At 58.8% G+C, this 15,633-nt stretch carries 9 protein-coding genes and 1 pseudogene; 6 read left to right on the forward strand and 4 right to left on the reverse strand.

The features are described from left to right. Window positions 1-289: 289 nt before the first annotated feature. Entirely contained in the window at window positions 290-1,342 is a 1,053-nt protein-coding gene (locus EOB80_RS05070; protein WP_206516792.1) for a RelA/SpoT domain-containing protein, read from the forward strand. On the opposite strand, the pseudogene EOB80_RS35030 reads toward EOB80_RS05070, so the two are convergent. Continuing rightward, window positions 1,326-1,555, reverse strand: a pseudogene (locus EOB80_RS35030) (hypothetical protein); the annotation flags it as partial. The gene EOB80_RS05070 and the pseudogene EOB80_RS35030 overlap by 17 nt on opposite strands. Window positions 1,556-1,712: 157 nt before the next feature. Beyond that, window positions 1,713-4,619, reverse strand: a complete 2,907-nt coding sequence (locus tag EOB80_RS05080) for a trifunctional glycosyltransferase/class I SAM-dependent methyltransferase/polysaccharide deacetylase (protein ID WP_127326873.1) — start codon at window positions 4,617-4,619, stop codon at window positions 1,713-1,715. A gap of 903 nt (window positions 4,620-5,522) precedes the next feature. Between EOB80_RS05080 and EOB80_RS05085 the strand changes: the two genes are divergently transcribed. Genes EOB80_RS05085 through EOB80_RS05100 form a run of 4 tightly spaced genes read left to right on the forward strand, consistent with a single transcriptional unit; the run spans window position 5,523 to window position 10,873 of the window. Beyond that, window positions 5,523-6,197, forward strand: coding sequence for a hypothetical protein (locus EOB80_RS05085; protein WP_031212622.1), 675 nt, complete (start codon window positions 5,523-5,525; stop codon window positions 6,195-6,197). Window positions 6,198-6,204: 7 nt separating this feature from the next. Continuing rightward, window positions 6,205-9,291: an OmpA family protein gene (locus EOB80_RS05090; protein ID WP_127326874.1), complete on the forward strand. Its 3,087-nt coding sequence runs from the start codon at window positions 6,205-6,207 to the stop codon at window positions 9,289-9,291. A gap of 13 nt (window positions 9,292-9,304) precedes the next feature. Continuing rightward, a complete protein-coding gene (locus EOB80_RS05095; protein ID WP_023809564.1) occupies window positions 9,305-9,799 on the forward strand; it encodes a Rab family GTPase in 495 nt (164 codons plus the stop codon). A 3-nt stretch (window positions 9,800-9,802) separates the two neighbouring features. Then, window positions 9,803-10,873 (forward strand): adenylate/guanylate cyclase domain-containing protein, encoded by a 1,071-nt coding sequence (locus EOB80_RS05100; RefSeq protein WP_127319614.1) that lies wholly within the window; start codon window positions 9,803-9,805, stop codon window positions 10,871-10,873. Window positions 10,874-10,938: 65 nt separating this feature from the next. Here EOB80_RS05100 and EOB80_RS05105 read toward each other — a convergent pair whose 3' ends face one another. Next, the gene (locus tag EOB80_RS05105; RefSeq protein WP_127319629.1) at window positions 10,939-11,631 is read right to left on the reverse strand and encodes a redoxin domain-containing protein; all 693 of its coding nucleotides are present in this window, start codon (window positions 11,629-11,631) and stop codon (window positions 10,939-10,941) included. Between the two features lie 19 nt (window positions 11,632-11,650). After that, entirely contained in the window at window positions 11,651-14,947 is a 3,297-nt protein-coding gene (locus tag EOB80_RS05110) for an adenylate/guanylate cyclase domain-containing protein (RefSeq protein ID WP_127326875.1), read from the reverse strand. A 535-nt stretch (window positions 14,948-15,482) separates the two neighbouring features. Here EOB80_RS05110 and EOB80_RS35820 point away from each other — a divergent pair. Then, window positions 15,483-15,611 (forward strand): hypothetical protein, encoded by a 129-nt coding sequence (locus EOB80_RS35820; protein WP_281035284.1) that lies wholly within the window; start codon window positions 15,483-15,485, stop codon window positions 15,609-15,611. Window positions 15,612-15,633: the final 22 nt, after the last annotated feature.

Raw genomic sequence — 15,633 nt, forward strand, 5'->3', positions numbered from 1 at the left:
CGGTGGCGATGGTTCGGTGTCGGCGGCGGCGATGGCTGTAGTGGAAAGCCGCCTGAGCGTGGCGGCATGTACGTCCGCGTCATGTCCAGGGGCGCGATCTAGGCAGATACGGCCGAGACGGTATCTCGCTCGCGGAGATCCGATGTCGCGCGCTATGGTACTTCGCTTACCCAAACGGATATGACTCTTGGGATCTGATTCCCCTGCGATAGTCCCGCCAGTCCAGAATGAGGCGGGCTACCATGACTTCTTGGCTCCAATGACTGAGTACCCGCGCCTTGCCTACAGCATGAAAGCCGTTCGCAAGGCAGGCGACCGGCTGGCACAACCTATTCAGTTCGGACGAGACATCACTGTCGGCCAGTATGTGGACGCACTCGAAATCTTCTCAATCGCCAATAGCTGGCGCGACTCGCACTTTCTGCCGATGCGCAGCGTTCGGTTCTCTGTCCGTCATCACATAAGAGCCCTGCGACTGGAGGGCGACATGGCATCCCGGCCAAAGCGCATGGCATCCATTCGTCGGAAGCTTCGAGAGTCCACCACCAATTTGGACACCATGAACGACATCGGCGGTTGCCGGGCGATCATGGCCGATATCAAAGGTGTTCGCTCGCTTCTCGCATCGATGCGAGACAAGTTCCCCCATGAGATCCACTCTAGGGAGTTTAACTATATCGATGAGCCGAAGCCGGACGGGTATCGAAGTCACCATGTTGTTTTCAAATACCGATCCCGAGATGCCGACACCGAGGCTTTCGACGGACGACGCATCGAGTTGCAAGTTCGTACCAAGCTTCAGCACTCATGGGCAACTGCGGTTGAGGCTGTCGGGCTATTCCGGGGCCAGGATTTGAAGCACGGAGAGGGCGACCAAGATTGGCTTCGCCTTTTCCAGCTTATGTCGGCGGAATTCGCGCACGTTGAGCAGTGCCCCGTTCATGTAAGTGTTCCGGATCACAATGACCGGGTTCGAGAATTGCGGGATCTCAACAAGCGTATAGATGCGATCGGCATACTAAAAAAAATCAAGAACACTACCCGATTCCCAGAAAATTTTATACGGCAAGCGGAAAAAACGCGATACTATTTGCTTCAATATGGGAAAGATAATAAACTGACTGTCGATCATTTCAGGGTAATTACATCAGGCGCGCGAAAATTGAAAGAGATCGAGCAAAAAATCGAGCTAAGGGGCAGTGAGGTGAAGGCTGTCTTGGTCGAGGTGGATAAGAAAGAAAAGCTTGCTGAAATGTATCCGAACTACTTCGGAGACGTTTACTTATTCGCTCGTAATCTGAAATCCATCTGCTCGGGAAAAGCGGCTACCGAATACAGTTAGCTGCACTGGGTCGGCTTAAGCGGCGTCGCTTCCGTATGAAGTAACCCGAGCGTTTGCCGACGATACCATCAAGGCTGCGACCGGCCCACGCATCGTCGTTCATGCCAGGGGCTGCGCGTGAATTATGGCGGAAGCCATATTCGGAGAGGTAGCGGTGCAGATGCTTTCTGCGCAGGGCTGATAGGTGCCACGCATGCCACGCTTGAATATGCTGATGCGCCGGGTATTTTGGCAGTGTTTACTCAGCCGCCGGGGCAGGTCATTCCGATCTCGGGGTGACATCGAGCGATCGCGGCAGTCTGGCGAGTGCGGAGCGTTTCGTCGATCTTGCGTACGTGAGCGGGACCGATGACCGTGACAAATTCACCGTTTAATCGAGCATGGCCTCGACGGTGGCGACAAAGTCGTCGAGCGAGCGATCCCCGCGAATCTCGATGCGTGGAAGGTCGATGGGATCGCAATTAAGGTCCGCCGGCCCGTGTCTGCTGCCGAAGCCGATCCGATAGCCGGACTCCTTGGCCAGTCTGCCGAGCCGTCGGTCGGTGACAGAGAAGGGTGCCGCGAACGCCGAGGTTGGCCGACCGGTCCAATGTTCGATGAACATACGAGAGCGCAGCAGTTCGGCGGCCAAGTCAGAACTCGACAGACCATCGATCGCGCGATGCGTCGCGAGATGGCTTCCGAAGAGCGCACCTTCGGCGGCGAGCCGCCGCACCGTCCTGGCATCCATAAGCTGCGTCGGCGGACCGTTTTCGGAATCCCACTGCGCGCTTTCACCCACCAGGTCAGTCACCAGGAACACTTCCGCGGTCAGGTCGTTCGCGCGCAAGGTTGGCCAGGCATGGTCGGCAAAATTCTGGAAGCCGTCATCGAAGGTGATGAGCACTGGGCGGCCAGCGAAAGGCTGACGGTTGGCGATGGACCGTTCCAGTTGCTCGGACGTGGTCGCGTGAAAGCCATTGGCGCGCAGCCATGCCATCTGGCTGGCGAATGCGGCGGGCGTTAGCCGAAAACGGGCGAGGGCGGCCGGACCTTCTTCGGCGACGCTGTGGTACATGAGGACAGGGATACGTGGCCGCCGCTCGCTGCGCGCGACGTCGCGGCGCAAGGCCCGCGCCCCGCCCCAGACGATATTTCGGGCGACCCCGAGTCCGATAGGCGCGCGGATCGGCGCATGATCAATCCTCGGTTCCGTCACCACATCGTCCGGTGACAGGCGGCGGAATCGGTCTATGCGATAGAGCTCGGTCTGGATCGACTGCTCGAGGACGAGACCTTCGGTCGCTGCGAGCGCCTCTGAGATCGCTTGTGCCCCGAATGTGTTCCAGTCGAAGCCCGTCCTTTCAACATTGTCACGCAGCACGAATGCGTGGGCGCTGATGAAACTGCCGCCAGGCGCCAACGCCTCTGCGAATTTTTTGGCAATGCGCCGCAACTCGGCGAGATCATCCAGATAGTAGAGCACTTCCGAACAGAAGATCAGATCCATCTCACCCGGCAGCGTGTCGGCGGAGAAATCCAGTACGCCGAATTCAATATTCGGCTGATCGCTGCATCGCGCGCGGGCCCGTCCGACGGCTATGGCGGAGATGTCGGTTGCGGTCAGATGGCCCACTCGCGGCGCCAGCTGCCGCGTGAAGTGGCCCTCCGCGCAGGCCAGCTCAAGCGCCCGTCCGATGGGACCGGCAGGCAGAATCTCGAGCTGCCGCTCATATTTTTCCTGCTCATAGGACGAACCGTAGTTCCAGGGATCCTCGGTCGCGAAATAGCCATTCCAGAACGACGTGCGATCCTTGTCGTGCCTGTGCCGTGCGCGGCGCGGCGCCGCGGGAGGCTCCGCTGGTTCGGCGCTCGACCGGACCAATTCCCGCGCTTGCGCAGCCAATCGCGCGAGTTTGCCGAAGTGGCTGTCCGGATCAGGCCCGCGTTCGGCTGTGCCTGACAATGCCCCGGCTGGAAGCGTGTTCGGAGTGTTGGCGCCAGCCTCCTTTTGCGGTGCGAAATACCGGATCAGTTCAATCCAATGATCCCTTGTCACTGTCCCGAGCACGCCGAATTGTACGACGGCCTCGATGTGGCCATCCATCATCAGGTAGGCATAGATTTGGTCGATTCCTTCCGGCAGTTCGGTCGAGGTCGGATTTCGAGCGTCGACGCGGATTCCAAGTGTTCGCGCCAGCCTGCGCGGCGCGCCAAGATCGTCGGCGTCGAGAAGCATTTGCTCAAGCTGATACTGGATGCGGCGAGCCGCCGCGGGATTGGCCCAGACCTTGCCAAGTTCGGTAATCAACTCGGTGATGGCGCCGCCGAACCTTCCCCACCTGGCAGCCAGTTGCGCCGGCACAGACAGGCTTCCCACCGCAAGGCCGTTGACGGCTACCTTGGCGATCTCACTCGCCCACTTGCGTCCGGCCGGAAGCGCGCGCAGGGACTGCGGGTTGATCGAGCCCGACCCGCCGCCGCAATCCGACGCGGCGTTCCAAAATGCGAACCACGCGAGTGCTTCGGAAGCGGTGCGGCCATCCGTCGAGTTCGCTCCGTTGGCGTGGATAGTCAACGGGTGTTTGACTCTGGAGTCGGCAGAGAAGCCACGGGCGATCACGATTTCCGCGTCGGCCAGCATCTGAGATGAATTGCGGGTGAGCGAGTTGGAGCTAGCCCGGTAAAAGGCGAGCGGCTCGTCGACCATTACCCAATTCCTGCCGAGACGGGCGAGGCGCTGCCACAGATCCCAGTCGTCGCATGTGCGCAGCGACACATCGAAACCGCCTAACTCGACGATTGTCTCCCGGTCGACCAGCAGCGCGTGAGTGGCGATGGCACACCGGCGGGCAAATGTTTCAAAGGGCTGGATCGCAACCTCTGACGAGATGCTCAACGGAATAAGTTCGCCATCGGGCATCACGCACTGAGAGCCGCAATAGGCGGCCACTGAACCGGGCGCGGCCTCCAGTGCGGCTAGCATTTTCGCGAGGAAGCTGGCGTCTACCCAATCGTGTGCATCCAGAAACATGAGCCAGTGGCCGCGCGCCGCCGAAATCCCGCTATTGCGCGCGCCGGCGGGGCCATGCGCGCAAGAACTCAACGTCCGAAATCGGGCATCTTGCTCCACATAACCGGCAATGATCGCGGGGGTGCGGTCCGTGGAGGCGTCGTCGACGATGATTGCCTCCCAATCCACGATTTCCTGATCGAGGAGGCAATCGAGTGCGCGCGCCAGCGTTACCTCTGCGTTGTGCGCAGGAACCACGATTGAAACCAATGGATTATGCGCCATGCCGTCTTACCCACGCCTGGTTCGAAGGTACAAGAGTCCCAAGACATAGCCGGCGATTTCCCGCCAAAGGAAACGGTCATCGATGATGCTGCGTCCAAACAGTCTCCCGTGAACTCTTCCGAGCCGTCGCGCCGCCATTTGGCTGCAGGGCGAGCTTGCTCCTGTCCTGCTAGCGACGTTAGAAGCCTGGCGCAGCATTTCATCCGTGCCGCCGAGATCGGGCGCCGGCTGTCGCAGATGCACGTCAAAACCAAGCATGCCGCATACTCATGTCGATCCCTGAAATCGGCACCATGACCACAAGCTGCGGTCCCTGGCACTTGGCTATGGCAAACTGGCGTCCTTTGCAATCGACGACGCAACAATGCAAGCCCACTGAAGCTTTGGTTGAATGACTGCCAGCTATTGGGGCCTATTGCTCTCTCCTATCGACCGAAACACCGCGATTCCGGGCTGCATTCTCGATCGGCGATTCCTCGTGTGAAAAGAAGATGCTCCTTCTACTGTTGAGCTCGCGCCGGAAGCTGATGGTGGCAGTATATAGCGGAGCGAGAGGCAATATGCTGCCCGCTGGAATAGCTATTTTAGCAATTTCTAATAAAAACTTGTTACTTAAATCTGCCTAAATAGATATACATAATACCATTGTATCACTCAGCTTCATAGTAGATTTCGCCCGATAGCCAATTAGGTTAAATGGCTATGGTTGCTATCACAGAGAGGGGTGAGAGCAACACCTAGCGGTACTGGTGCTTTTTCTGCCAGTGCAAGAGGTGTAAAAAGAGCACCCAAATTGGCTTGCGCCAAGAAGATTCCGGCTTGCGGGTCGCGGATTTTGCTGGCATCTTCATCTGTTTATGGGTCTCTGCACTGTGGCAGGTGTTCAAATAGAGGGGTATAAGGATGGCCAAGGAATCTTCGAGTACTTCGAGTGCCGTTTCCTCCGCAAACAAGGCGGACGCAAATTTGATTGGTAATGCAGACGGAAGCGGGCTGAACTTCATGGCGGCCCAGGTTCGCGAAAACGGGGGCGCCGGCGACGCCGTAGGTGTCGACAAGATACGCGATCTGCTGTTCGGCAACCAGATGCAGGACTATGACCGCCGTTTTTCCAAGCTTGAAGAACGGGTGTTGCAACGCTTCAAGGATGTCGAATCCGAAGCCAAGCGCAATCTTGAGATGTACGAGTCAAATGCAAAGAAGCAGATCGATTCGCTCGCGGCGCAATTGCGGAACGAAAAAGACTCACGAGCCGATGCCGACAAGGAGATTGACCGGAATCTTCGCGAGCAAAACCAGGCACTTGAAAAGCAGGTGCGTGCGTTGTCGGATCAATTGAGCGCGCTTGAGCGGGACGTTTCGGACCGGATAAATCGAAACGATCATTTGCTGCGTGAGGAAATCAAGCAGAAGAATGAAGGCGTTCAGATGCTGATTGAGAAAATGTTTGCCGATCTCAGCAACGTTAAGACCGACCGAAATCTTTTGGCTGGCCTGTTTGTAGAGGTTGCGAAATGTCTGAATCAGGATCCCGTCGGCAGCAAGGGCAACTCGGATCGTAGCTGGAAAGTGAGTTGATGGGACCTTGACGTCAACCGTCGACCCAATCAGTCTTCCACAAAGAACAGCCTCGAACGATACAGAAATTGATCGCGAGGCTCTGGCTCGTCTTTTGGTCGAAATTGCCCGGAACGTTGATCCGGACTATCGTGCGCGTTTCGACGGAGTCCCAACCGCCGATCCTCGCATGGAAACGCTGCGCCAGTTGCTGGTCAGCCGCGAAATTTCGGAGCTTTCACGAGTTACGCATCTGCTGGACGAACCCGAGCAGCTTGCGGCAGCAGTGGGCGACATTCTTCCCAGTGCGGCCGCGCGAGCGCCTCATGCGCAGCTCGGCGAGGCGCTTGCGCCAGCTGTCGAAAGGGCTGTGCAACGGTCAATCCAGAAGAGCCCGCGCACACTGACGGATATATTATACCCGGTGTTTCTGCCGGCAATTCGCAAGTCGATCGGGGAAAAGATCGACCAGACCTTTCAGTCGCTGAACGAAACTCTAAGACATATATTTACCTGGCATGGGCTCAAGTGGAGATTTGAATCTTGGAGGACAGGAGCAAGCTTTTCGGAAGTTGTTCTTAAGCACTCTCTTGTTTATCGTATAGAGCATGCCTTTCTCATTCACCGTAATTCCGGTCTTTTGATAGCGCATGTAACCGCCGATAATGCAACGAGCGAAGATCCTCAACTCATCTCTTCGATGCTTAGTGCAATTCAGGATTTTGTGAAGGACTCGTTTAACGAGAAAGAGCAGAGCGGCCTGGACACAATTCGTTTTGGCGACCTTCGTCTCTGGTCAGAAGTTGGACCGTTTGCGACCCTGGTTTCGGTGATCCGGGGAAATCCGCCAGAGGGATTGCATGAAATAGTTCGCGATGTATTGCTTCGCATCCATGAGGAATCCTCACAGGCTTTAGAGCAGTTTGACGGCGACGGTTCGCAGTTGGCCAGCGTAGAGGCGCAGTTGCAGACCTGCGTCGAGCTCAAGCAGGAGGAATCAAACGAGGGATTTCCGTGGCTGGTGGCGGTGGTTGCCCTGCTGCTTTTGAGCCTGGCAGGCGGTTGGTACTTTCTTTCCTGGCAATCAGCGCAGCGCTGGCAAGCTTATGTGTCGCGCTGGCAGGCCTACGTGTCGCGACTGGAGGCCCAGCCGGGCATCATCGTTGCCGAACAACAGGCGCGCGACGGCCAATTCTATATTGCCGGCCTGAGAGACCCGCTTGCCGCCGACCCGCAGTCCCTGTTGTCTGGAACTGAGGTCGATCCCGCCCAGGTTCATTCGCAGTGGCAATTCTATCAGAGCCTTGAACCGGAGTTCGTGCTGAAGCGGCTGAAGGCGTCGCTGGCTCCGCCGGATTCAGTACGACTATCAATCGACAATGAGCGCATCGTTGCCGAGGGTGAGGCCCCCGACACCTGGATAGATCGGGCGCGTGCAGCGGCCCGACAGCTTTCGGCAGGCGGACCGGAATTCGACATCTCCAAGGTTCGTGACGTAAGCCCCGAAGTACTCGAGGCGAAGCGCTGGCAGGCCTATGTGTCGCGACTGGAGGCCCAGCCGGGCATCATCGTTGCACAACAAAAGATACGCGACGGCCAATTCTATATTGCCGGCCTGAGAGACCCGCTTGCCGACGACCCTCAGTCGCTGTTGTCTGGAACGCAGGTCGATCCCGCCCGGGTTCATTCACAATGGCAATTCTATCAGAGCCTTGAGCCGGAGTTCGTGTTGAAACGGCTGACGGCGTCGCTGTATCCGCCAGATACAGTACGACTTTCGATCGTCAATGATCGCATCATTGCCGAGGGCGAGGCTCCCGACACCTGGATAGATCGGGCGCGCGCAGCGGCCCGACAGCTTTCGGCAGGCGGACCGGAATTCGACATCTCCAAGGTTCGTGACGTAAGCCCCGAAGTACTCGAGGCGAAGCGCTGGCAGGCCTATGTGTCGCGACTGGAGGCCCAGCCGGGCATCATCGTTGCACAACAAAAGATACGCGACGGCCAATTCTATATTGCCGGCCTGAGAGACCCGCTTGCCGACGACCCTCAGTCGCTGTTGTCTGGAACGCAGGTCGATCCCGCCCGGGTTCATTCACAATGGCAATTCTATCAGAGCCTTGAGCCGGAGTTCGTGTTGAAACGGCTGACGGCGTCGCTGTATCCGCCAGATACAGTACGACTTTCGATCGTCAATGATCGCATCATTGCCGAGGGCGAGGCTCCCGACACCTGGATAGATCGGGCGCGCGCAGCGGCCCGACAGCTTTCGGCAGGCGGACCGGAATTCGACATCTCCAAGGTTCGTGATGTGAGCCCCGAAGCACGCGCGGCGGAGCACTGGCAGTATTATGTGTCGCGACTTGAGGCCCAACCGGGAATTGTCGTCGCCCAACAATCGGCCAGGGGTGGACATTTCTATATTTCCGGCCTGCGAGACCCGCTTGCCGCCGACCCGCAAGCTCTGCTGTCCGGAACGGAGGTCGATCCTGCCCGCGTTCATTCACAGTGGCAATTCTACCAGAGCCTTGATCCGAAGTTTGTGGTGAAGCGGCTGACGGCGTCGCTGACGCCGCCGAAATCGGTCCGACTTTCGATCATCCAGGGTCGCATCGTTGTCGTGGGCGAGGCTCCTGCCGCCTGGATCAACCGGGCGCAGGCCGCCGCTGAACAACTTTCGGCGGACGGAGTGGTTCTGGATGTCTCGCAGCTGCGTGAACTGGACCTTGCAGAGCTCAATCATTTGAGAGAGGCCATCCAGACGACCGATATTTTCTTCTCTTCCGGCAAAGTTGTGCCGGGACCAGAGCAGACGCCGGTTCTCGACAGATTGGCGGATCAAATAAAGGAATTCGCCCAAAGTGCCCGCAAGTCAGGCGTAACTGCGCGGTTCATGTTGACCGGCCATTCGGACACCACGGGCCGTGAGACGGCCAACGCGTCGATCAGCGCCGCCCGTGCCGAGACAGTTCGTGCGCTTCTCAAAAAGCGCGGCGTCGCTCCGGAACTGCTGCTGGTTCGGGGTGCGGGTACCTTTGAACCGGCGGTGCCTGAAAATAGTCAGGCTGGTAGCTCCACCAATCGCCGGGTTTCGGTTACGGTAAACCTGGACTAGGGCGGAGCCCAAGATGTTGCAAAAAAAGATCTGTATGCTGGGCGGGTTCTCTGTCGGAAAGACGAGCCTGGTCCGCAGGTTTGTGAAAAGCATCTTTTCAGAAACCTACTTGACCACGGTGGGAGTGAAGATCGACAAAAAGAGTGTCGCACTCCCGGACAAAACAGTGGATCTGATTTTATGGGATTTGGCCGGCGAAGATGATATCGGCTCATTCCGCGTCAGCCATGTGCGAGGTGCGACAGGCCTCGTGCTTGTCGTCGATGGAACCCGCGCCGCTACCCTTACCGCCGCGCTCACGCTGCGCGAGCGGGTCGAGGCTGAATTCGGTGCTATGCCGTTCGTATTGCTTTTCAACAAATCAGATCTGGCCGATCGGTGGGTAATACCGGATAGAGAAATCGACGAACTGAGGCAACGTGGATGGCAGGTCTATCTGACAAGTGCGCTCTCGGGTGAGCATGTCGATGATGCGTTTCTTAAACTCGCTTCGATGGTCACCAAATAGACCATGCAAAGATTGCCAAGAGAGATCGGAAACTGGATTTACGATTTCTTCTACAACGAGCGTGCTATTGCGTATGTGAAAATTGACGCCCAGCTGCGGACAGCGGCGAAGGGCGGTAACGTTCAACATTACGGGCTCTCATCCCTTCGCATCGGTAAGCCTGTTGCCGATCAGCTTGAATTCATGGAAGGTTTGCTGCCTTGCCCGGAGCTTCCATTTCATATGCCTATGGTCGAACTGCCCAGCGGGCGTGTCGCGGACCTTCATCTTTTTGCTGATGATGACTGCGTGTGGCTGCTCTTTCTTGATGCCACTGCCGAACGCGACAACAAGCAGCGGCTTCAACAGAAGGCTTATGAAATGACTCTTCTGCAAGAGAGGGAGCGCCAACTCAACGAGAAGTTACATTCGGCCAATGAGGCGTTGAGGAAGAGTCAGGAGGGATTGTCGCGTGAATACCAGCGCGCCGAAGCCCTGCTCCTCAACATTCTTCCGGCATCGATCGCGGAGCGGTTGAAAGCGCACAAGAAAATTGCAGACAACCACGCAGAGGTGAGTGTGCTTTTTGCCGACATCGTCGGTTTTACGGAAAGAGCGCGCAGCGTCGGAGCGGTGACGACGCTCGCTATCTTGAATTACTTCTTCAAGGCGGCGGATCGACTCGCGGAACGACACGGCTGCGAAAAGATCAAGACAATCGGCGATTGTGTGATGGTGGTCGCGGGCCTGCCCACCGCGCGATCCGATCATGCACAAGCCCTCGCGCACTACGCAGTTGAACTGCGCAAGGCGGTCAAACGCGAGAGCTTCGCAGGAGAACCGATAAGACTGAGAATTGGAATTCACTCGGGACCGATCGTCGCTGGCGTCATAGGCAAAAGACGGTTCGCCTATGACTTGTGGGGCGAGACCGTTAATCTCGCCTCGCGTATTCAAACGTCCGCGGAGCCCAGTGAAATCCGTATTTCCGATGCAACGCGCCAACTGCTGGGACCAAAATTTGCTTGCGATCCACTTGAGGAAACGGAATTGCGTGGCGCAGGTCGTGTACGAATGTGGCGGCTCCCAGCCTGATTGTCGCTTGCCGACGCTGGAGCGCACTGCATCTCAAGCCGCAAATTATTAACGTGAAGATTTGATCAAACGGGACCTCGTTGGGCGACTTGCGACACAGCTGACATCAGTTCCTTCGGGTTGGGCGCCCCAAACATGTATCGCCCCCCCTCCGGAACCTCCGTGAAACTCCAGCGGACAATTCCCTGCCTGTCCAGCAGGAATTGACCGACCAATTGTCCGTGTCCTGTTGCGATCATCTGTTCGTCGGCTTCGGTCACTTCGTAAGGGTCCTTCCTATCGAGGATTTCGCTCGCTGCAAAAGGATCCATGGGACCGGGCAACTCGCCTGGTATGTCGACCCGCATATCCTTCGCTGCTGCCATCGAGACCTTGTACGGCCAGTTCGTCTCGTTTTGGGTGAATTCGAGATTGGGTAGTCCAAAAGCACGATGTGAAGCGCGTTCAGGGTCGGAGGCCGCAAGCAGGTTCGGCATCGGGTGGTAGCGGAAATAGAGACGCGCTCGTTCGATCGGCGTGTTGACCACCGTCAGGCTCTCCACGCCCCTTTCGCGCAGCTCCGGATCAAGCCGCGCCTGGGCGGCGATGTGGCGCCGGCAGAAGGCACAATGCAGACCTCGAAACAGGCCGACCAGCACTGGTTTTTGCCCGCGAAAGTCATCGAGGGCGATCTTGCCTTCCTGGGTAATGGCGTCAAGCACCAGGTTCGGCGCACGGTCGCCCGGTTGAAGCGGTACCAAGTCACTAGGCGCGGACATTTCCAACCCCTAACCCCGGCTAGTCGAGAAAAGGCAGCACCACAAGCGCTTCCGGGTCGAGCCCGTGCTGGGCGCATATACCCTGCGCCAGGGAAAAGTAGCGTTCGGCCTCGGCCAGATTGTCGAGGTCCAGATTAAGCGTTGCGAGACCATCATAGCACGGAAAGAGCAGTTGGGGCTCGCCCATTTCGCGGGCGACGTCCAGTGCTTCGTGGAACAGGCCAACCGCCAGTTCAGGACGGCCATTGCACTGGTGGATCTGCCCAAGCACGATCAACGGCACCGGCAGGTGCTCGCGCTGGTCGAGCGCCCGGTCGATCTCGATAGCCTTCTCGGCGGCAGGCACGCCCTCCGTTGGACAGCGATCCGTGAAAGTACAACAAGCGACCGCCAGATTGGCGAGGAGGCGGGCCTGGAAACCCAGATCACCAATATGGCGCGCCACGTCCAGACCGCGCCGACAGACCTCCATCGCCTTTGCCGGATCGATAGTCGTGTAGAGCACGCCGAGATTGGTGTAGCCGCGGCAGGCCGCACCCAGCAGACCTGCGGCTTCGGCCAATTCAATGCTGCGCTCGACCTGGCCAACGGCTTCACGGTTTCGTCCGAGGCGAGCCAGCGCAACAGCCTTGGTATTAAGTGCCTCGGCGGTCACAAGAGTGGCATCGCGTCCTACGTCGGAAACATGCTCCGTCGTCAAAGTGCGTACGCAATCCAGCGCCGCGTCCGCCCATTTTGCCGCGAGGGAGTGATCTCCGCTCCGGAACGCCTGTCGGCCACGTTCTTGCCAGAGATGCGCCTGCTCGATCGGGGCATCCGCTCCATCGAGGAGCGCTGCCGCTTCAGCATAGCGGGATTCTGCGTTGTCCCGCTTGCCGACGTCCCAGAGCAGCCGACCGACCTTACGCAAAACGCGCGCCGAAGCGACACGATCTGCCGACTGGCGGTATGCCAGCAACACCGCCTCGTAGTGGTGGTGCGCGACCTGGCGGCGGCCTGCCGGGCCGCTCAGATCGGCAATGCGCTCTGCAATTGCCAGTTTGAGCGGTGTTTGCCCGATCGCACCCAATGCGGTCAGTGCTCGCTCATAGAAACGAAGGGCGTCATCGTTGGCGTATATCATGCGAGCGCGATCACCCGCCGCCTGCAGGTAATGCGCGCCCCTCTCCCGCTCGGCGCTCTGTGCGAAATGATGACCGAGCACGGCCAAATCCTCGAGCCGTTCCGGCTTGTCGCCGCACAGTTGCTCCAAGGCAGCACCGACCCGTCCGTGGATGTCGGTCCGGCGTTGCAGGAGCAGATTCTGGTAGATCACGTCCTGCAGCAATGTTTGGGTAAAGCGGTAGCTTTGCGACGAGCCCGAGCCAGATCCGGCAACTTCCTCGATGATTTCCGCATCGCAAAGCAGTTCGCAGCCGGCTTCTAGCCGGCCGGGGTCGGATGTAACGGTTTTCAGAAGGGTGGCATCGAAGCGCGGGCCAATTACCGCGGCTTCCTGGGCCAACCGGCGCACCTCTTGGGGCAACCGGTCGACCCGAGCAAGCAACATTGCCTGGATCGTGGCGGGAATGCCGGTTGCGACTTCGCCTGCCACAGTCCGCCATCGCTGGCCCTCGCGCATCAATACACCGCGATCGATAAGACCGCGAACGATCTCCTCTAAAAAGAGCGGGTTGCCGCCCGCGCGCTCGAGGATCTGGCCGAGAAGCCCTCCTGCGGAGTTTACCCAGCTCTCGCCGAAAAGCGCCGCCAGCAGGCTGCGTCCGTCATCATTGTTGAGCGGCGAAAGCCTGAGCGCCGTGTGACTGACCCGACTTGAATCGAGCTGGTCGTTGTCCGGCGCCGGACGATGCGTGACCAGCAACATCAACCGCGTGCGTTCCAACCTGTCCATCACGAAACGCAGTGCCTCGAGCGACACGGCGTCGGCCCAGTGCAGATCTTCCACGACAATCAACAGCGGCGACAACGCAAGCCGCCGTTCGATGATTGTGCGGACTGCGTAAAGAATTTGCCGCCGCAGCTGCTCGGGCTCGACATGCTGCAAGGTGGCATCGGGGTCGCCAAGGCCAAGCACATGGTAAAGCAAAGGCATCAGTCGCTTTGCCTCTTCGCCCTGCAGGCCGAGATCGGTAAGCAAGGCTGCGAGCTTCCCCCGTATTTCATCCCCATTGTCGTTCTGCATCATCCCCGCAGCGCTGCGCACAACTGCGTCCAAGGCGCCAAATGATTGTTCGCCCAGCGGTGAGCACGCGGCCTGCCGCACGGCGACGTTGCGAAAACGATCCTCGTCGCCGACGCGGGCGACGAACTCCTTCACCAGCCGCGATTTCCCGATACCGGCTTCTCCGACGAGGCGGACAAGTTGGGCCGAGCCGCCGCACGCCTGGTCAAGGCTCGCCAACATTCTATGAAGCTCCGCACCGCGACCAATCATCGGCGCGCTGAGGCCGAGCGCCTCGAGCCCACGTGCTGCACGCGGGGCCGCAAGCGGTGCATCCAGTCGATGGACGAGCACGCTGCCGGCCTTGCCGCGAAGCACGACATCGCCCAGCGACTCGTAAGAGAAGGCATGCCGGGTCAGCCTGTGAGTGAGTTCGCCTACCAGCACCTCACCCGGTGCGGCCAGCGATTGCAGGCGCTGCGCCGTATTCACGGTGTCGCCGGTCACCGAATAGGATTTGGCGGTGCCGATGCCCAATCCGCCAGTAACAACCGGACCGGTGTTTATGCCGATGTGGAGTAACAGAGGCGAGCCGGAGTGGGGGGTGCCTTCACCGAGCCGCGCCGTCCGGGCGATCATGTCGAGAGCGGCGCAAAGCGCACGTTCCGGGTCGTCTTCATGCGCCACCGGCGCACCGAACAAAGCGAGCAGCGCATCGCCGATGAATTTGTCGACGAAACCGCCAAAGGTTCGCACGGCCGCCGTCAATTCCTTGAACAGCGCGTTCTGCAGAGCTTGCATCACCTCGGGGTCGAGCTGTTCGCTGAGTGCCGTGAAGCCGCAAAGGTCGGCGAACAGGACCGTTACCGTCCGGCGATCGGCGTCAGAGACGGGATGCAGCCCATAGCTTTCGATGTTCGGAGGCAGCGACAGGATTCGAGAAGGCGGCACGATGGTCCCGCTTGGTTTCGGAACAGGCCGTTCGGCGGCTTTTGCGGACGCACCAAGGCTTGCCCCACATTTCGGACAGAACTCGAAATCAGGTGCGCAGGGGTAGCCGCAGCTGGCGCATGGCACAGGCTGGCGCCTGCCACACTTCGGACAGAAGGCGTAACCGCCCTCAATCTCGAAACCGCAGCCCGAGCAGTCCATGGAAACCTCACCCGAGCATGATGCCGAAAAGTGTGAAGCGGTTTTCGGACCACATCCTGCTCTGTCTCTTTGACCTAGAGATGGATTCAGATTTCAGGTCGATTCGGCCTGCAATCATCCGCTCTTGGGGCCATGACTCGTGATCTCGCCACGCCCTTCACGGCCAGGGTATTCACAATGATGAACCGATAGCCGTCAACCGGCAAGCGGCAGCAAATGGGCATCCGTGGGTCCGGTGGCGGAGCGTTGCCGATTCGGACGGCTGCTTGGCCGTCGTTGCGAAGTTCTCTCTTAGCCCTCCATCTTCCTGCTATCATGGAGATGAGGAGACGGACCTTGAGCGAGAATCGCAGACTAGTCGCAATCCTGGCTCCAGATGTTGTTGGATACAGCCGGTCGCCGGCGCGGACGAAGATTCGCCTCGCGTCTGGAGGGCGCCGCGGCGCTCGGCGCCATCTGCCTGTCCGAGGACGCCATCGCCAGGTCAAGGCGAGTCTCGACCTCTCGGTCAGCGATCTCGGCACGCGTGGGCGGCATGGCAGGAACTGCTCGCGTCAATCCTGACTATTCGCTGGAATACCGTCGCAAAGTCTTGCCTTACAAGAACCATGCCGATTTCGAACTCATGATCGACGGGCTCCGCAAGGCCGGAATAGTGCAATGACAAATGAGGGCATGCGGTCGGA

It is taken from the genome of Mesorhizobium sp. M7A.F.Ca.MR.245.00.0.0, from assembly GCF_003997415.1.
GTDB lineage: Bacteria > Pseudomonadota > Alphaproteobacteria > Rhizobiales > Rhizobiaceae > Mesorhizobium.